Raw genomic sequence first — 18,184 nt, 5'->3', positions numbered from 1 at the left:
TTCAAGTGAAGTATAACTATCATTGTATTAAACTACAGATATTGGGCCGTACTTCTCCCAGAGACCGTAGCTTATTCACACTTTTAGCATACCCATCTCTTACATTGCTGTAAGTTAATTAATGTTAATGAAGTAGGCTTACTGCGCCTTCATTTCTTGCAAGGCAGCATACCCTGATAAACGCTTGCGCTCAGCATCATCAAACAACTGCTGCTCAAATTGTTCTATCTGAATTTTTGCTTGGTTTTGATCTGCACTTTGACTTAATAAGCGCTGTTTTTGCGTCTCATACTGGTTGAAACGCTGGTCAAAGTTGGCGTCTTCTAAATCAACTTGTGCCAGTCTCTCTGCCGCTGGTGCGCCGACGAGCTCTCGACGCATATTGTATAAGGCTTCGGGTGTTGCACCGCGTGCTTTCATTTGTTCGGTACGAGCCATCAGCTCACCAAGATTGGCTTGCTGCTGGATATTGGTTTTGGTGGCATTGTCTGGCAATCGACTGACATAGTCTTGCCTAGCGGCCTGCTTTTGAGCATCGCTCATTTGCTGGTTTTGATTGATTCTGACCATTTCTACACTATAGTCATCATAATCATCTGCAGCACCGAAGAACGCCGTAATGGTCGCTTTGTCAAAATATTGCTGACGTAAGCTGGCCACGTCTTGCTTTTGTTGAGCGACTGCATTCAAGTCCAGCTCGCCACTTTTGGTCGCTTGTAACTGTAGATTACCGTAACGCTTTTCTATCTCTGGCAGTGCTTTGAGATAGGCGACATACTTGTTAAATATAGCAACTGCTTGACTCGCAGCAGGTTCTGGCGTGTGGTGACGGATGTAACTCTCAACACGTGCGATGATAACCGTTTCGTCCTCCTCACCAAGTGCGGATAAAAAATAATCGAATAAACGCCGCAGCCCTTCTGTAACGACCAATTGCTTGTTTTCATCAATGATGATTTCGCCATCGATTTGCGTGTCCTTTAGTGATCGTGGCAGACGCTCCAGTCCAGTGACAAATGCAGACTGGTTTTGGAGAGTTGTCGCTTCCACAACTTGACCAGCAGCTAACTCAGTTGAGATCGACTCGTTGTACTCACTATCCTCAACAGAAGCCGTCGTTTGAGCTGAGCTTATCTCATTATTATCAGGCTTGAACCACATAATCACCACCGCAGTTAGCGCTATGATAACCGCGGCGATTATAGCGATGGGTAAATAGGCTGGGCGGCGATTATTCGACATAAATGAGGGTTCTTTTTACTAGTCAGCTTTAGGACTTATGTTTTTAAAATCTTGCGTTTTTAAAATCCTGCGTTTTAAAACCTTACGCTCTTAAAGGTTAGCGTTTTTGAGACGATTGACCTGAGTACGGTAGATAGATTTTGGTTCAGAATCACCCCATGCTGTCAGACCTAGCACCTGATCAGCTGAATCCAAATGGTTCATTCTATAATTATCACGAATCACATAACCAAGACGACTCGAACAGGCAGATACCAACCCATCATTAGACTCACCTGCAAACGGTACACCCGTCGCGGCCAATAGATAATCGCTAGGATCAAGTGCGCTTGTGATTTGTCCAACACCGCTAAATGAGTAGTATTTGATGCCATTGACCGCAGTACTGGTTGGCTGACCACAATAATTTCTTGGCATTGCTGCAGGGAATTTGGCATTAAAGCGCGCTGCACCATCAGTCGATAACGCCATGAGTGCTTGCCAGCCATCTTGCTCTTGTATCTCTTTAAAACTGATACCTGAACCAACATCTGCAAAACCACCAATCAAATTGAAGACACCTGATACTAACTCTGTGGTGATGTTCGATGGCGTACCAGTGTTGTTATTTGGTTCGAGGACGTTTTTGACAAAATCGGCTGTTTTTGACCCTTGCTCTGGGCTCGACACTGCTGTGACTGACGCGACGTACTTTGGTGCGACGCCAGCGACGTAACGAATATCTATACCGCCTTGACTGTGCCCAAACAAATTGACTTTAGGATCGCCTGAAATCGCGGCGATGGTTTTGACTTGTTGTAGCAGCTGCTCTCCGCGAATCTCACTGTTATTGACGGCTGACGTCTTGGTGGTATATACCTCCGAGCCACCTTTCATCAACTCTGTAGGGATGCCGTTGAAGTAATCGATAACCCCAAATAACTGGGTAAAACCGCCAAGTCCATGAGCCATAACGACTGGGTATTTGGTTTTGGTATAGCTAGATGTAAAGTACCTGCTGTCAACCAGCTTACAACCATTGGCATTGGCACAATTATAGTACTGACCTGCTGCTTGGGCTGATGTGGTTTGTAGCGTCATTAACAAGACACCAGTACCGATTGAACCCAGTATTGGCAAAAAGGCTTTTGGTGTGATGGCGGCACGAACGTATGAAGAGAGTGTCATAACAACATCCTTGTTATCGTTGAGTTTGGTTATCCGTACCGCACAAAAGCGATAAAGATTGCTGCTAATTCCTTTAGCAGGCAAAATTACATTACTGATATCTTCTGTAACATTCAACTAAATTGTCAAAATATGAATATATTATTGTGACTACGGGGTCATGTTCAGTTTTTATAGGCTGTAAAGCAATTATTATCAATCATAATGATAGGTTGACTATCACTTAACCTAGAACTGCCGTTCTTCCATTTATGGTATAATCTGTCCACATGAAACCCATAATTATAAGATAGATGACGATGACTAAAAAAACCCTTATCCAGTCGGCTGATGCCATAGAAAAAATGCGCGTGGCTGGCAAACTCGCTAGTGATGTTCTGGTAATGCTCGATGAGCATGTCAAAGTTGGCGTCAGTACCGAGGCACTGAACCAAATCGCTCATGACTATATTGTTAACGTACAGCAGGCTATCCCTGCACCGCTTAACTATAATGGATTTCCAAAATCCATTTGTACTTCAGTTAATCACGTGGTCTGCCACGGTATTCCAACTGAAAGCAAGCTACTAAAAGACGGTGACATCATCAACATTGATGTGACTGTTATTAAAGATGGCTATTATGGCGATACCTCAAAAATGTGGATCGTTGGCAACGGCTCTATCATGGCACAGCGTATTTGCAAAGTGGCACAAGACGCTCTATATGCTGGTATGAGTGTGGTCAAAAATGGCGCGCGTCTAGGCGATGTTGGCGCTGCAATCCAAGCAGTAGTCGAACCTGAGCGCTTTAGTATCGTGCGCGAGTTCTGTGGACACGGTATCAGTAATGAGTTCCATCACGAGCCGCAAGTCATGCATTATGGCAAAAAAGGCACTGGTTTTGAGCTAAAAACGGGTATGACCTTTACTATTGAGCCTATGATCAATCAAGGGACATGGCAGACTAAGATTTTGCCAGATGAATGGACCGCCATTACCAAAGATCGTAAGCTATCTGCTCAGTGGGAGCACACTATGGTCGTGACAGACAATGGCTGTGAAGTCTTTACGACTCGCCCTGAAGAAGATTTAAGCTTTTTGACACAGTAAGACAATAAAAGATCGCCTAGGCGGTCTTTTTTTTGGCTCATTTTTCGACCTATAGTTAGGACATATTTAGTTAAGCGATATTGAGTATTGTGCTGACAGGGTTTTTGTCTTTATACTCTAATGACCTTACCCTTTTTATTGATGGCTCTTGCCAGCAAGCAATGTGTTGATTGACCGGATATGCCAACTTCATAGATTAGCTTGATAGATTGACTTATAAACTCTTAATTGGATAACGCTCATGTTTAATTGCGATGGCGCTTCTATTGATCTCACGCCTCTCCCACTACTAGCTAACGCTACCGACAAACCATTGCTTGGGATTCCTGAATGGTTAGCACAAGTCAACGAGGATATCAGTCGCGAACTCGAACGTGGCACCAATATCCGTCAGTTGGTTGGCGCACGTGCTTGCGCTATCGATAGTTTACTCGTCGCTTTGTTCAAGTGGTTTGAGCTAGACAAAACTGATTTGGCGTTTTTTGCGACTGGTGGCTATGGACGCGGTGAGTTATCTCTATATTCAGATATTGATATTTTGCTACTGTCTCCTGACGAAATAGACGCTGATGCCAGTAGCAAGATCGATAAGCTAGTTGCGTTGCTGTGGGATATTAGGTTAGAGCCTGCGCTTTCTGTACGTAGTGTCAGTGATGCGCTAGAGGCTGCGCTTGATCATACTATCGCTAGTGCCCAGCTAGAAGCCCGACTGCTTATCGGCAACGAATCGTTGCAAGATATGCCGATCCAAATTGTGAATAAACAATGGTCTCCTCGCGCTTTTTTTGATGCAAAAATGGAAGAGACTAAAGCGCGCTATCTACAGCACAACTCTACCGAGTATAACCTTGAGCCAAATATCAAAACAGCGCCCGGTGGTCTACGTGATATTCATATTATTGGTTGGGTCACCAAGCGCTACTTTCGAGTAAGTAAGCTCTATGATTTGGTACAGCAGAACTTTTTGACTGAAAAAGAGTTTGATGAGCTTAATTTTGCAGAAGGCTATTTATGGCAGATACGTCACTACTTACATGTATTGACAGGTCGCAACGAAAACAAATTATTGTTTGATTATCAGCGTGAGATTGCGCAGCTGATGGGTTACGAGACCCAACCAGACGATCAGCCCAATGCTGCCGTCGAACGCTTTATGCGCGACTATTATCGCTGTGCTATGCAGATATCCACACTGTCTGAGATGCTCACCAGTCATTATTATGAGACCATCATAGAACCTCAACTGCCTGATGATGAGCGTCCGAAAAAGCAGCCAATCAATGCTAGGTTTAACCGTATTGGTAATCAAATCGCTATAGCGCATCATCGCGTTTTCGCCCAGCATCCTGAGTCTATTTTAGAGATGTTTTTACTGATGGGTCAGCATGGTATCGATAAGGTTCGCACTCATACGTTACGTGCTCTAAAAATTGCCGCCCGAGGTATTGATCAAGTTTATCGAGACAACCCCGCTCATAAGGCGCTGTTCTTATCTAACTTAAAAGAGCAAAACTATCTGTTCCATCGCCTACGTACTATGAATCGTTATGGGGTATTAGGCAACTATATTCCTGCTTTTGCTCAAGTCACAGGTCTCATGCAATATGACTTGTTCCATCGTTATACGGTAGATGCACATACTTTATTTTTGATTCGAATTTTGCATCGCTTTACCGATCCAATGTTCTCTGAGGATTTTCCGCTGGTTAGTGCTATCTTTCAGCGTATCGAACGCAAAGAGATATTGGTACTCGCGGCGATGTTCCATGATATTGCCAAAGGTCGTGGCGGCGATCATAGTGAGCTTGGTCAAACTGAATCAATTGAGTTTTGTTTGTCGCATGGGATGAGTTTGGCAGATGCTAACTTGGTGGGTTGGCTGACTCGCTATCATCTGTTGATGTCGATCACCGCCCAGAAAAAAGACATCTCAGACCCTGAAGTTGTGACCATCTTTTCAGATCTTATTGGCAACGTTACACACCTAAACCATCTGTATGTACTGACAGTAGCAGACATGAACGCGACCAATCCACAGCTGTGGAACAGCTGGCGGGCGACACTCATGAAACAGCTGTACTCACAGACTCGGCGCATTTTGCGCGCTGATATCGATGCGCCGACCAACCGCCAAGACATGATTAGCGCCACACGCACACAAGCGCTAACCATGCTAGATAACGTCAATAATCAGCATATGAACCGCGATGAAGTGTTGCGTTTATGGGATGATCTGGGCGATGAATACTTCTTGCGAGAGATTGCAGAGGATATTTTGTGGCACACTGAAGCTATCTTGAACCATCCACCGATTGGTCTTGCTTCTAATGCGGATAGTCCGCCACTGGTGGTCTTGCGTGAGCATCGTGAGCTGGCGCTTGACGCGGTACAGGTCTTCGTCTATACCCAAGATCAGATTAATCTGTTTGCCGTTACCATGGCTGTTTTTGACCAGATGAATCTCGATGTATTGGATGCCCGTATTATTACCGCGACCCGCGATTTTGCCCTAGATTCTTATGTATTACTAGATCCTAGCGGCACACTGTTGGTGGATCAAGACAGTCAGCAAGAGCTTAAACAGCGCTTGATTGATGCATTTAAAGATCCTACCGTTCTGAAGCTGGCAAACAAACGTATGCCGCGTCAGCTGAGACATTTTGAGGTTGAGACAGTTATTAGCTTTGAATTTAATGAAGCATCGAACCAACACATCATGAGTCTCGAGACACTGGACCAGCCAGGACTATTGGCTCGGGTTGGACAGATGTTTTTGCAGGAGCAAATCGAGGTTCATGCGGCGCGTATTACTACCCTAGGTGAGCGTGCAGAAGATATGTTTTATATCAGTGACCAAAACGATAAACCACTATCTGCCGATAGGCTTGAAGCGTTAAAGTCAGCATTATTAGCCAGTCTAACGACCAAAAGAGAAGATAACGTGGTCTATAGCTACTAGCGTTACCGCTACTGGATATTGACTGCCATGGATAACGTCCACTAGTCGGTCAACCACTAACTGGCATGGCTGATATGGCTGATATGGCTGACATAATAGCCAATAGGATTAAGGGCACGCTTTATAGCGTGCTCTTATATATTATATTATCTGCATGTTCATGCAGTTCAGCGTCAGCAAGATCAGGTGGCAGTACGCCCAATTCAAGCGCTGTTTGAGTCATTATTAGACGTCCTGCGCTGATTTCTTTTTGTAGCAAACATTGTAAGCTTGCCAAATGAAACTGTCCTTTGAGGTAGTCATCTAACTGCGCTAAAGAGATAGGTGCTTTGGCATGCACATCAGGATAAAGGCTGTCCTCTGCTAGAATAACCATCTCATTGAGCATCTCTTCGCTCATGAGCTCATCTTTATCTATTTTACGTTGTAGTTTATTTTCTAATCGACCTTTGGCAGCAAAAGCACTGATATAGAGTATGGTCTGCAGTACAAACAACGATACATACTGCCATGCCGTTAGCGATATATTCAGCAGGTTATTAAGCAGCATCAATGCCATGGCTACGACCACATAACCAACCAGCTGCCACACTAGCCACATGATCAGGCTGTTTTCGCCAAACCAAAACACTTTCTTTTCTTGACGTTCAATCAGTTGCTCCCGCGCTTGCCACCAGCACTGTTCACGCTCTTTTAGCAACTTGTATAAATTAGTAGACTGCAAGTCAGTATTAGGATTTTTATTGTTGGTATCTTGAGCGATGAGATCATCGTTATTTATCACATTAGACATATCAAATCATCCTCAAAATGATCTACCCCTTATGCTGGTAGCCATCTTTTATATTGTTATAAGGTATTAACCGTAAAGCGATTTGATCGATTTGGGTATTATAATATGGGCTGTCGTAGAAGCAGCCCTAGGCATCAGATATCAGGAATTCGCACGCGCGGTATAAGAACAAAAAAGACAAAAAATAAGAGAAGTGCTACACTGCTCTTATGTAAACTTTCTTTATAACTTTATTATTAATTGTCTATTATAGTTACCAAACATATGAATCACAACTTAGAGAATCTGCACCCCTATCCATTTGCAAAGATGGCAACGTTGTTGGCTGATAGCAAGCCTGCCAACGGTTACAGTGAAATCAAACTAGGTATTGGTGAGCCAAAACATAAGCCGCCTGCGTTTGTGCTGGACGTGCTAAGCGAAAACTTGGACAAAATAAGTCGTTACCCGACCACGAACGGTATGTTTGAGTTGCGTCAGACGATTGCCCATTGGTTAGAGAAGCGCTTTTTTCTCAATCATGTTGATGCCAATACCCAAGTACTGCCTGTAATGGGGACTCGTGAAGCGATATTTAGCTTTGTACAAGCCGTTGTCGATCAAGATGCAGGTGAACCTGCGGTGTCACCGACCGTTGTCATGCCCAACCCGTTCTATCAAATATACGAGGGCGCAGCCATACTGGCACAAGCAGCGCCTTACTTTGTTCCTTGTACACTGGACAATGACTTTAAGGGTGATTATCGCGCTGTGCCGCAAGAGGTGTGGACACGTACGCAGCTTCTGTTTGTCTGTAGTCCGAATAATCCAACCGGCTCGGTTATGACTATGGAGGATTGGGAATACCTTATTCGCCTATCAGATCAGTACGGTTTTATCATTGCTAGTGATGAGTGCTATAGCGAGCTGTATTTTGATACTGCTCCTATCGGACTATTGCAGGCTTGCGCGGCGCTCGGTCGACGTGACTTTAAGAACTGCGTTGTCTTTCACTCTTTATCTAAGCGCTCAAACCTACCTGGTCTGCGCTCTGGCTTTGTGGCGGGTGATGCCAAGATTTTGCAAGCGTATTTGCAGTATCGTACTTATCAAGGCTGTGCGATGCCGATACCACATCAGCTTGCCTCTATTGCAGCATGGCAAGACGAGAAGCATGTGGCACACAACCGCGCCCTGTATCAAGAGAAGTTTGCGCTATGGATGTCTGAGCTGGGTCAGCTGCTAGAGCTACGGATGCCAGATGCTGGTTTTTATTTTTGGATAAAAGTGCCTGAGCAGTTCGATGGTGACGATGAAGTTTTCGTCAAAGCCCTATATGAACAGGCCAATATTCACGCGTTGGCAGGACGCTATCTATCGCGCGAGGTTGATGGTAACAATCCTGGACAAGGGTTTATCCGTGTTGCGCTCGTTGCTAGTGTCGATGAAAGCCGCGAAGCGATACATCGTATTCGCAAATTACTAGGAGCATAGACAGCTACTTAGAAATTTTCACTCTAAGCAGTACAACAGTCTCTAACAACCTTAATATAAATAGGGTTGTTAGAGGCTTTTTGCATTAAGGGTTTTGTAGTAATAGTGCTATAGTAAAAGCTCTATTGCAGAATATGCCATCAAGGATGATGCCATGCCCCATCTTGATTTTACCCAGCCGCCATTTGATGTATTGAGCTTAGCTGAGCGTCAAAGCATCAGAAAAAACACTCAAATCCGCTACCTTGCTAAAAATGAAAGCTTGCCGATAGAAGAGATGCAATATCTGTATGTGGTCATTAAAGGACAGATTGAGCAATCGCTCGGTGGTGAGTTTGTTGCCTCCTATCTAGGGAGTAATCATTCTGATGATCCGAACAACAATGATTGGTTTGATAGCCGGCGTTTACCTGAGACAGGCATCAAAAGCAGCCCACAAAAAACTGCAATCTCGCCTGTACAATCGTATCAATTTCGAGCCAATGAAGAGACCTTATTACTGCAAGTTAATGGCACTACCGTCGATAAGATCAGCGCACAAAATCATCTGGTACGACAAATGCTATCAGACAAATTACCAGAACGACTAAAAGCCTTGCAGCAGCGCCGTAGCAACCATAAAGCACGAGATCCTACCCGCTATACCAATCAACAAGAAGTACAGCAAATTATGCTACAACCGGTGAGAGAGGTTCATCTATTACCAGTGCATATCGTCGATGCCAATAGCAGCTTATATGACGCTGCGCGTATCATGACCCAAGCTGGGCTAAAGCATGTGCTGGTACGACCGCTTGAACATATAGAAAATATATCAAGGACCGAAGACGAAATGCCGCTCGTGCTAGGTATTCTCACTGATACTGATATCTGCCGTGCCATCAGTGACAGACAAGATCCTGCCAAAACCCTTTGCCAGCGCTATACTAATTTTAAACTACGTACCATCAAAGCCACTGACGAAATTGGTGACGCACTACTCACCATGACCCGCTACCGCATTCATAGACTGCCAGTAATTGATAGTAATGGTAGTGTCATTGGTGTACTGGGGCAAAGCGATATGCTGGCTCATATTGGTCATCATTCACAGCTCATCAGTATTCAAATAGAGCAAGCAACTGATCTATCGAGCCTAGATACGGCAGTCGAACTCATCGGGCGCTATATTCGGGCGCAGCATCAAAACGGCGTAAAAATCGGTAATATTAGCCGTATGGTGCAGACCTTAAATGCACAAGTATTTACTAAACTGTGGCAACTGATCGTACCTGATGAGGTCATCCGCAATACTTGCCTCATCGTCATGGGCTCAGAAGGTCGCGGTGAGCAAATCATGCGTACCGATCAAGACAATGCGCTCATCATTCGTGATGATTATACTCATCCTGATTTGGCGCAGTTTGCTAAGACGTTTAATACCCACTTAGCAACGCTCGGTTATCCGCTGTGCGATGGTAATATCATGATGACTAACCCCATATGGCGGCAACCCCTCAAACCATTTACCGCACAAATTGGCTTATGGTTTAGAAACACTGACCCGATGCATGCTATTTACCTATCTGCCATACTAGATGGAGAATACGTCTGCGGTGATGAGACCTTGCTCACACAGGTACGTCAGCATCTAAAACTTGCTCATAGACAAGCCGATCCAATGTTTGTACGTCAGTTTGCACGTGCGGCACTGCAGTTTGGTGATGTCAATCAGTGGTGGCAAAAGTTTGTCCCTTTGATAGGCGGTAAACCAGTATCAGCAGATATTGATCTAAAAAAAGCAGGTATCTTTCCACTGGTTCACGGTATTCGTGCCTTGGCAATAGAATATGATGTGCTCGATGTTCCTAGTAGCAAAGGTCGCTTAAAAGCCTTGGTACAGGCTGACGCCTTGAGCCAAGAGCGCGCCAGTACATTACTAGAGGCTTTAGAGTTCTTTATGGCGCAGCGTTTGTCAGTGGCTCTGTCAACCGATGACAAACACGCACGGCAGGTCAATCCGATGACGCTGACTGCCCTTGAACGTGATCTATTCAAAGAGTGTCTGGCAGTCGTAAAAAGCTTTAAGAATCAGCTGCGTCAACACTATCAGCTAGAAATAGCATAAATGGATGAGTAATTAATATGAGCTGGCTACAGCAGTTATCTCGCGCTTGGCAAAAGACGCAGCTACAGCGTCCAGAGCTAGAAACCATGTTCACCACACCTTTGGCTGAGCAGTGGGTAGCGATTGACTGTGAAATGACCGGAATAAATCCTAAAAAACATCATTTGCTATCTGTAGCGGCAATACATATCAATGGCAATACGATCAACACAGGTGATGGTATGCATGTGGTATGCAGGCCTCCTGTGATGCCAGATCGCGACACCATTGTCATTCATGGTCTGCGTACTGCCGATGTCGAACATGGTATGAGTTATGAGGATATGTTGGCGTTATTGCTACCCTTTATAGGCAATCGACCGATTGTCGGATTTTGCACACAGCTAGACATGGCGTTTTTGAATCCGTTGGTCAAACGTTACATGGGCACAGCGCTGCCAAACGACATTATCGACTTACGCCATTTACACAGTCAGCGTATGAGTGGTCAGGCCCAGAACCTTCTTGGTCAGTCTCAGGACTTAACCCGTATCCTAGCGCATTATGATATTCCTGAGCTTGGCACTCACGACGCTTATAACGATGCGATCATGACAGCGATGGCATTTTTGCATGTGCGCTAATATCTGCCATCGGTGATAAAATTGAGCTTGTGACAGCATGGGCGAAAACAGTAACTCATGTTACCATAGGCGGTTTTTACCACCTGATGAAACCTGCTCATGCGATACCCTGCTAAGTGCGATATACCCAAGCGAAATAATCATCCATCTATCACGCCTAAAATCAAAGCATGTATCAGGGGTTGTAATCGTATGCTGTCGTTCAACCAATCGACTAAACACCTATCTGTGTTGGCACTATTGTCAGCAGCGCTAGTGACGCCAGTTCACGCGTACGCCGCACTGCCAGACGCTATTCGATCGGCATTGTCGCGGGCCGATCTCACAGACTCGGATATCAGTATTGTCATCACACCCGTAGGTGATAAGAATACCAGTCGTCTGCCCTCTCCTATTCAGGTGACCGACAGCAGTAATTCTAATAAGCAATCGACGCAGGCGGCAGTAGCTAAAGATACAGCGACTGATATGACTACTGGCAAGAACCGCTCTAGCCATGTTGCAGATCATCCTGACCAGCAGAGCGCACTGATCACGATAGAACAGCGCACTATTGAAAAACACGAGCAAAAAATACACGCTTATACTGATGACCCTTATACTTATCAGAGTGTAGAGAGCGTCCCAACCGTATTGCCGGACGACACACCTAAGCTGACGCATGATACGAATAGCGCTGTTGACACTAGTCGCACTGTTAACAATGAAAGCACCTCAATAAAGATTTCTTTTTCACCTTTGCTAGACCATCAGTCGAACATCTCACGTACTCCTGCCAGCACTATGAAACTCGTTCCCAGTTTTATCGCTTTGGATACGTTAGGAGCGGATTTTGTCTGGCACACACGGGTCTACCACACTGGTATCGTCATCGGCGACCGCCTGTATGGTGATTTGATCATTCAGGGTAGTGGTGATCCAAAGATGACTCACGAGCGGTTGAAACAACTACTTTATAAAGTACAAGCCTCAGGTATTCGCCACATCGATGGCGATATCATTGTCGATAGCGCCATATTTAAGAACGTGAGCGAAGATCCCGCTGCCTTTGATAACTCGCCTTTGCGCCCTTATAACGCAAGCCCCGATGGATTTTTGGTGAATTTTAGCACTATCGGTATCAAAACCTATCCTTTAGAGAATGGTCAAGCCAGCCTAGTCTATAAGCCGCGATTGGCAAGCTATAACCTGCCAGATAAAATAAACACCCGCGAAGCTTCCTGTGGACAGGCAAGCTATAGTCTAGCGCCGCAGTGGCAAGCAGAGCAGCTCACACTCAATGCCAGCCTACCAGAGCGTTGCGGTGAGCATGTGTTTTATGTCGCGTATCCTAATGCGAAGGAGTTTGCCGCCTATGTCGTCGCGGCAAAATGGCAAGCGCTAGGTAATACCTTGAGCGGAAAAGTTATCTCGCAAGAGACGCCTTACCATAATCATAAAATCCGAAAGACAGCACCTAGTCTCACAGCTATTGCGATGTCACCTCTGCCGATAGTCAGCTTCCCTTCTTTGAATCTTACGCAGCAAATTCATGATATTAACCACTTCTCAAACAATGTCATGGCTGAGCAAGTAGCACTATCTATAGGGGCGTACGACAAATCAGAAATGGCGCCAGCCATGTCTGCTGGTGAATCTATCGCTGATCCAAACAGCACATCAACAAGCAATAAAAAACCAAGTGCACAAGATAATTCCCAAAAGAGCGATAGCTTATATCAGTTTGGTAAACCTCATACAACCGATTACTCATCAGCCTTACAGACCATTGATCACTGGTGGCAAGCCAATCTGAGCACACCGTCCCCTTACCTAACCAATGGCTCAGGACTGTGCCGTAGCTGTACCATTACAGCTGCCAACCTTGCCGAGCTGTTGACGTATGCTTATGGTCACCCAAGCTTTGCTGCTTACGTTGACTCGTTAGGTATCGCAGGGGTCAGTGGCACAATTGCGGCTCATAGCGAGCGCTTACCTGAGTCGGCAGCGATTGGCCGAGCATGGATAAAGACAGGCACACTAAATAATGTCACCTCGATGGCAGGTTATGTCAAAGGAGTATCCGGTCAAGACTATGTGGTCGTTGGTATCATCAATACCGAGCAAGCGCTCAATCCTTATACCGCCAGACCCGTACTCGATGCGATGCTTGACTGGACCGCTCAGCGCTGACTCTAACAACATTTTTTGGCAAATCGTAAACACTCAAATAGGCACTCATCGTATTCAGTGTTTTGACGCAGGCGCTATGATGTTTTGCTGCGTGTATTATCCCTATATCCCTACTATTTTATTTTACAAAGGTAAGCCTATGTCACGCCAGACAACCACGCTCAATAAGTCGCTAACGCTTGCAGGCCCTCATCCTAAACTGGCGCAATATGTTGGCTTTTTTGCGATTGGCTATACGCTTGCCAGTACGATATTTATGATGATTCAGACTCAGTTTGCGCTCAACTCACAACTGGTGATGGTGGTCTCTATTATTGTCGGCGCCTATATTGCTGTGAGCAAATTTATTAAGCATCACCAGCGAGCCTTGACTAAAAGCGAAATCAATACCCTTATGTTTGGCGGTGTCGCTATTGTCTGGTTATTGACGGCTATTTATTTTTTGGCAATATGGTTTTGGTTGTTTGATATGGTCAGCCGTGAGGTATTGTTTGAGATGGCGATGGCACGCCCGCTACCACTACTCTCTTCTCTGGTGATGATGTTTGTATTCACCTTGGTCAGCGCACGCCTTAGCATCTGGGTGATCAATCATTTTTTGAACCCTATACACAAGAACACCTAAGCGCAGCCAACTGTCTACAAGGTGCTACAAAGTTTTCCCCTACTCATACGTAAAATCCGTTAGGCTAACTTTAACGAGTAGGATTTTAGCGGTTATGTGTTTTATCTTATAAGAGGAGCAAACATCATGGAAATGGTCTTTTTTGACAACATAGACAAGCTTGGTCGCATTGTTCTGACAACGGTCATGGTCTACGTGTTGATCGTACTGGTCACCAAAGCCTCAGGTAAGCGATCGACGTCACAGCTCAATAATTTTGATTGGATCGTCACGGTCATGATTGGCTCGTTGGGTGCGAGTACTATCTTGCTAAAAAACATCCCATTCATCGAAGGGGTGTCCTCTATTTTAGTACTGTACCTCTTACAGTTCTTGGTGACCAAGTACGCTTCTATCTCACTGCAATTTAGCAGTGTGATTTTGTCCGATCCACGGATTGTGTTTTATCAAGGACAGTTTTTGCCAGAGGCGATGCGCGCGGAGCGTTTAACTCGCCAAGAAATCGAATGTGCGATGCGCGACGAAGGTATAAACAACTTTGACGACATTGAAGCCGTTGTCTTTGAATCTGATGCCAAGCTCAGCGTGATTCCAAAACCAAAACCATCAGACACAAGCGATGATAGCCAAAGTAAAGATCGCAGCGTATCAGAAACGCTCAAGCCGTTGATGTAAGTGTTTAAAGATAAAGTGTTGTAATATACATAGCATTTTTTGTGATAGTTTTGATAACTGAAATGGCAGGTATTATGAAGGTAAGAATTTTGAGCGTTGGCAATAAAATGCCAAGCTGGGTGCAGACAGGGTTTGATGAATACTTTAAGCGTATCCAGCCGATGTTAAGCACAGAGATTGTAGAGATTGCTGCCGCAAAACGGGCAAAAAATCCGTCAGATGCTAATCTAGCACAGTACCGTGAGCAAGAAGGTCAGGCGATATTGGCCGCTCACAATGCTGCGAGCCGTGAGCAGCTATGGGTACTCGATGTCAAAGGTAAGATGCTATCGACCGAGGGACTGGCAGATAAACTCTCAGGTGCCATGCAGCAAGGCGATGATATTGCCTTGGTCATTGGCGGTGCAGATGGGGTCTCACCAGAAGTACTGGCAAAGGCAGATGTAAAATGGTCATTGTCGACGCTGACATTACCGCATCCTCTAGTGCGCGTTGTCCTCATGGAGCAGCTATACCGCGCAATGAGTATTAATAACAACCATCCTTATCATCGTGGTAATTAGATAAAAGCCATAACAGCGGTCTTACTCTAAAATATCCATCAGACAACGGATTGAAAAACCAGCGCGCGCCCTAATAAATGCTACATGAAATATCCAAAACGCGCGACCTCTAACACCTCTCAAATTACGCAACAGCGTGACCATTATCACGATAGTACACCGACGCCTATTACCTCTGCTGCGGCATGGGACAGTGCGTCTGCGGTACTGTCTAATGCGGCCAAACTACCGGCACTGTTTATCTCGCATGGAGCACCCACTCTTGCGATTGAGCAATCTGCTACGACTAGCGCCTTGGCACGTATGGGGCAAAACCTACCTAAGCCTCGTGCCATTGTCATTATGTCGGCACATTGGCAATCCGCAAAGCTTGAGATTAGCAGTAACCCGCAGCCAAAGACGTGGCATGATTTTTCGGGTTTTTCGCCTGAACTGTACGAGCTGCAGTATCCTGCACCTGGTCAGCCAGCACTGGCTGAGACACTTGCTCAGCAGCTCACTGCTCGTGGTATCACCTGTAGCGTCAACCCAATGCGCGCTTGTGACCATGGGGTGTGGGCGCCACTGAGACATCTGTACCCAGAGGCAGATGTGCCTATTGTCCAAGTATCCTTGCCGCAGCATTATGACAGTATCGCTTGCTATCAATTGGGGGCGCAGCTTGCGCAGCTACGTGACGAGCAGATCCTTGTGATTGGTTCAGGTAATATCACTCACAACCTGCAAGCACTGCGCTGGGAAGCCGATAGCATCGATCAAGCGGCCAAAGCCTTTAAGCAGTGGTTGCTCCAGCAGCTCAAGATAGATATACCTACTGCCCTCGACTGGCAGCAATACCCTGAGTACAAAGACATTCACCCAAGCGACGAGCATTTGCTGCCACTGTTTTTTGCGTTAGGTGCCGGTCAGCGCGTCTCTGTCGTTCATCAAAGCATGGCGCATCATAGCTTGGGCATGGATATCTATCGCTTTGATTAACTCTTATTTATTAGCGCTTACTTATTATTAGCGCCTACTTATCTAATCAAAACGCATAAAACTACTTTTCAAAAGCAGGTTTAGTAAACCAACCTGCCCGCTCTATCTCACCTGCTAGACTCAACAAAGTCGCCTCATCGTTCATACGACCGATGAGCTGCATACCGATTGGCAAGCCTTTTTTGCTCATGCCAACAGGTACTGATATGGCTGGCAATCCTGTGATATTGCCCAATAGCGTAAAGCCCATTTTTCCTAATACAGGAGCGCTCAGCTTTTCGATCATGCCTGACTTAAAGGCGTATCTACCCATATCAAACCCTTTATTGAGTATTCCAGCACTACGCATCATCATCTCGTCCATGCGACTAGGTGGTAGCACACCATGTTTGACAGCAGGCGTCGGCACTGTCGGCGACAAAATCATATCGTAGGTGTCTAATAACAGACCCGTTTGGTATTGACTGTGATGCCAACCGTGCTTAGCATGAACCAAATCTACTGCCGATAACGAGCGTCCAAGTAGCGCCATATTATAGGTTTGCGGCTCTAAGTTTTTGATATGCTCAGACCCGAACTCCCGCTCGATATTATCAATCGTAAAGGCAGTATGTGCGCACACCACTACGATAAAGTCGTGCCAAAACTGCTCGATATTGATATCTGGCTCCGCGTGTACGACCTGATGACCCATGGACTCTAGTTGCTTGGCGGTTTGCTCTAGTACAGCAAGGACTTCTTTATCCACGGCAGTATTGGCGATCAGTGGCTGCTGCTGCAACGCAATTTTGAGTGGTTTGGGCGCTCGCATGGCCGCTTGCAAAAAAGTCCCATCTGGTGGCGCAATGACATACGGCGCTCCAATCTCTGCACCATTCGTGGCATCGAGCATCGCGGCACTATCACGTACCGAGCGTGTGATTACATGATCGGCAACTGCCCCGTCCCAGCCTTCACCAAGGTTAGGGCCCATTGGGTTGCGTCCGCGGCTGGGTTTTAGTCCAAACGTACCGCACCATGCAGAGGGAAATCGTATCGAGCCGCCACCGTCACCGCCGCCTGCCATCGGTACGATACCGCTCGCGACTGCTGCTGCACTACCACCTGATGAACCACCAGAGCTATAGCCTTTTTTAAATGGGTTGTGAGTGACGCCATGCGCTTTTGGCTCGGTGGTGATAATTAAACCAAACTCTGGCGTATTGGTCTTACCGAAGGTGTTGACGCCTGTCGACTTCATGCGTTTGACGATTTCGCTGTCTTTTTCTGAGATGATATTGACACTACGGCTACCCATTGTAATAGGCTCATCAGCGAAGCTAAACGATAGATCTTTGAGCAGGTAAGGTACACCCGTAAACACGCCAGATGGCAGTCCTGCCTGCGCAGCATCGTAAGCGCGCTCATCGAAACGATGCACAATGGCATTGAGCTTAGGGTTCACTTCATTGGCTTGATACACCGCGGCGTCCAACAGCTCCTTTGCACTGACCTCACCTGCATTGACCAATGCCGCTAACCCTATAGCATCATACTGAGTATATTCTTTAAACATAACTAACCTTCCTTGGAGAGTAACTGTCGTAAATTTTGGAATGATTGCTTTTTAAAATATATATATTTGCCTAATATACCTCTTTTAGTTTAGTACAAAAAGTCATTACAAATAATGGATAAACAAACTCATTAGTCATTTGAAGCATTCAATGACGTCTA

14 protein-coding genes are annotated in these 18,184 nt (G+C 45.6%); 10 read left to right on the top strand and 4 right to left on the bottom strand.

Annotated features, from left to right (window positions below; translation table 11 throughout):
* Positions 1 to 138 precede the first annotated feature (138 nt).
* Both AC5JPT_RS11765 and AC5JPT_RS11760 read right to left on the bottom strand, forming a co-directional pair.
* On the bottom strand, positions 139 to 1,242 hold the full coding sequence (locus AC5JPT_RS11765) for a lipase secretion chaperone (protein ID WP_493858223.1): 1,104 nt from the start codon (positions 1,240 to 1,242) through the stop codon (positions 139 to 141).
* Between the two features lie 90 nt (positions 1,243 to 1,332).
* A complete protein-coding gene (locus AC5JPT_RS11760) occupies positions 1,333 to 2,409 on the bottom strand; it encodes an esterase/lipase family protein (RefSeq protein WP_443527211.1) in 1,077 nt (358 codons plus the stop codon).
* Between the two features lie 299 nt (positions 2,410 to 2,708).
* Between AC5JPT_RS11760 and map the strand changes: the two genes are divergently transcribed.
* Together map and glnD are read left to right on the top strand one after the other, a co-directional pair.
* On the top strand, positions 2,709 to 3,500 hold the full coding sequence (gene map / locus AC5JPT_RS11755; protein ID WP_443527212.1) for a type I methionyl aminopeptidase: 792 nt from the start codon (positions 2,709 to 2,711) through the stop codon (positions 3,498 to 3,500).
* Between the two features lie 241 nt (positions 3,501 to 3,741).
* Complete coding sequence (gene glnD / locus AC5JPT_RS11750; protein ID WP_493843694.1) at positions 3,742 to 6,459, top strand: [protein-PII] uridylyltransferase; 2,718 nt, start codon at positions 3,742 to 3,744, stop codon at positions 6,457 to 6,459.
* Between the two features lie 121 nt (positions 6,460 to 6,580).
* Here glnD and AC5JPT_RS11745 read toward each other — a convergent pair whose 3' ends face one another.
* Positions 6,581 to 7,252 carry a hypothetical protein gene (locus tag AC5JPT_RS11745; protein WP_493858222.1) on the bottom strand — a complete coding sequence of 224 codons (672 nt, stop codon included), beginning with the start codon at positions 7,250 to 7,252 and terminating at the stop codon, positions 6,581 to 6,583.
* Positions 7,253 to 7,516: 264 nt separating this feature from the next.
* Between AC5JPT_RS11745 and dapC the strand changes: the two genes are divergently transcribed.
* From dapC to AC5JPT_RS11705, 8 genes are all read left to right on the top strand, one after another.
* Positions 7,517 to 8,725, top strand: a complete 1,209-nt coding sequence (dapC, locus tag AC5JPT_RS11740; protein WP_493858221.1) for a succinyldiaminopimelate transaminase — start codon at positions 7,517 to 7,519, stop codon at positions 8,723 to 8,725.
* Between the two features lie 154 nt (positions 8,726 to 8,879).
* Positions 8,880 to 10,832, top strand: a complete 1,953-nt coding sequence (locus AC5JPT_RS11735) for a DUF294 nucleotidyltransferase-like domain-containing protein (protein ID WP_493858220.1) — start codon at positions 8,880 to 8,882, stop codon at positions 10,830 to 10,832.
* 17 nt (positions 10,833 to 10,849) lie between these two features.
* Positions 10,850 to 11,455: a 3'-5' exonuclease gene (locus AC5JPT_RS11730; protein ID WP_443527217.1), complete on the top strand. Its 606-nt coding sequence runs from the start codon at positions 10,850 to 10,852 to the stop codon at positions 11,453 to 11,455.
* 192 nt (positions 11,456 to 11,647) lie between these two features.
* A complete protein-coding gene (locus tag AC5JPT_RS11725; protein ID WP_493858219.1) occupies positions 11,648 to 13,627 on the top strand; it encodes a D-alanyl-D-alanine carboxypeptidase/D-alanyl-D-alanine-endopeptidase in 1,980 nt (659 codons plus the stop codon).
* A gap of 139 nt (positions 13,628 to 13,766) precedes the next feature.
* On the top strand, positions 13,767 to 14,252 hold the full coding sequence (locus AC5JPT_RS11720) for an ABZJ_00895 family protein (RefSeq protein WP_493858218.1): 486 nt from the start codon (positions 13,767 to 13,769) through the stop codon (positions 14,250 to 14,252).
* Between the two features lie 126 nt (positions 14,253 to 14,378).
* Complete coding sequence (locus AC5JPT_RS11715) at positions 14,379 to 14,927, top strand: DUF421 domain-containing protein (protein ID WP_493858217.1); 549 nt, start codon at positions 14,379 to 14,381, stop codon at positions 14,925 to 14,927.
* Positions 14,928 to 15,001: 74 nt separating this feature from the next.
* Positions 15,002 to 15,490: a 23S rRNA (pseudouridine(1915)-N(3))-methyltransferase RlmH gene (rlmH, locus tag AC5JPT_RS11710; protein WP_493858216.1), complete on the top strand. Its 489-nt coding sequence runs from the start codon at positions 15,002 to 15,004 to the stop codon at positions 15,488 to 15,490.
* Positions 15,491 to 15,574: 84 nt separating this feature from the next.
* The gene (locus AC5JPT_RS11705) at positions 15,575 to 16,468 is read left to right on the top strand and encodes a DODA-type extradiol aromatic ring-opening family dioxygenase (RefSeq protein ID WP_493858215.1); all 894 of its coding nucleotides are present in this window, start codon (positions 15,575 to 15,577) and stop codon (positions 16,466 to 16,468) included.
* 61 nt (positions 16,469 to 16,529) lie between these two features.
* Here AC5JPT_RS11705 and AC5JPT_RS11700 read toward each other — a convergent pair whose 3' ends face one another.
* Positions 16,530 to 18,023: an amidase gene (locus AC5JPT_RS11700; RefSeq protein ID WP_493858214.1), complete on the bottom strand. Its 1,494-nt coding sequence runs from the start codon at positions 18,021 to 18,023 to the stop codon at positions 16,530 to 16,532.
* Positions 18,024 to 18,184 lie beyond the last annotated feature (161 nt).

This window comes from Psychrobacter sp. H26 (assembly GCF_059073035.1).
Note: the sequence above shows the minus strand (reverse complement) of the source record. Positions and strands in the feature narration are given on the sequence as shown.

Bases quoted from the DNA above. Each gene is read 5' to 3' on its own strand.
- AC5JPT_RS11765 (WP_493858223.1), bottom strand. From the start codon at position 1,242: ATGTCGAATAATCGCCGCCCAGCCTATTTACCCATCGCTATAATCGCC.
- AC5JPT_RS11760 (WP_443527211.1), bottom strand. From the start codon at position 2,409: ATGACACTCTCTTCATACGTTCGTGCCGCCATCACACCAAAAGCCTTT.
- glnD (WP_493843694.1), top strand. From the start codon at position 3,742: ATGTTTAATTGCGATGGCGCTTCTATTGATCTCACGCCTCTCCCACTA.
- map (WP_443527212.1), top strand. From the start codon at position 2,709: ATGACTAAAAAAACCCTTATCCAGTCGGCTGATGCCATAGAAAAAATG.
- AC5JPT_RS11730 (WP_443527217.1), top strand. From the start codon at position 10,850: ATGAGCTGGCTACAGCAGTTATCTCGCGCTTGGCAAAAGACGCAGCTA.
- AC5JPT_RS11735 (WP_493858220.1), top strand. From the start codon at position 8,880: ATGCCCCATCTTGATTTTACCCAGCCGCCATTTGATGTATTGAGCTTA.
- AC5JPT_RS11745 (WP_493858222.1), bottom strand. From the start codon at position 7,252: ATGTCTAATGTGATAAATAACGATGATCTCATCGCTCAAGATACCAAC.
- AC5JPT_RS11705 (WP_493858215.1), top strand. From the start codon at position 15,575: ATGAAATATCCAAAACGCGCGACCTCTAACACCTCTCAAATTACGCAA.
- AC5JPT_RS11700 (WP_493858214.1), bottom strand. From the start codon at position 18,023: ATGTTTAAAGAATATACTCAGTATGATGCTATAGGGTTAGCGGCATTG.
- dapC (WP_493858221.1), top strand. From the start codon at position 7,517: ATGAATCACAACTTAGAGAATCTGCACCCCTATCCATTTGCAAAGATG.
- AC5JPT_RS11715 (WP_493858217.1), top strand. From the start codon at position 14,379: ATGGAAATGGTCTTTTTTGACAACATAGACAAGCTTGGTCGCATTGTT.
- AC5JPT_RS11725 (WP_493858219.1), top strand. From the start codon at position 11,648: ATGCTGTCGTTCAACCAATCGACTAAACACCTATCTGTGTTGGCACTA.
- rlmH (WP_493858216.1), top strand. From the start codon at position 15,002: ATGAAGGTAAGAATTTTGAGCGTTGGCAATAAAATGCCAAGCTGGGTG.
- AC5JPT_RS11720 (WP_493858218.1), top strand. From the start codon at position 13,767: ATGTCACGCCAGACAACCACGCTCAATAAGTCGCTAACGCTTGCAGGC.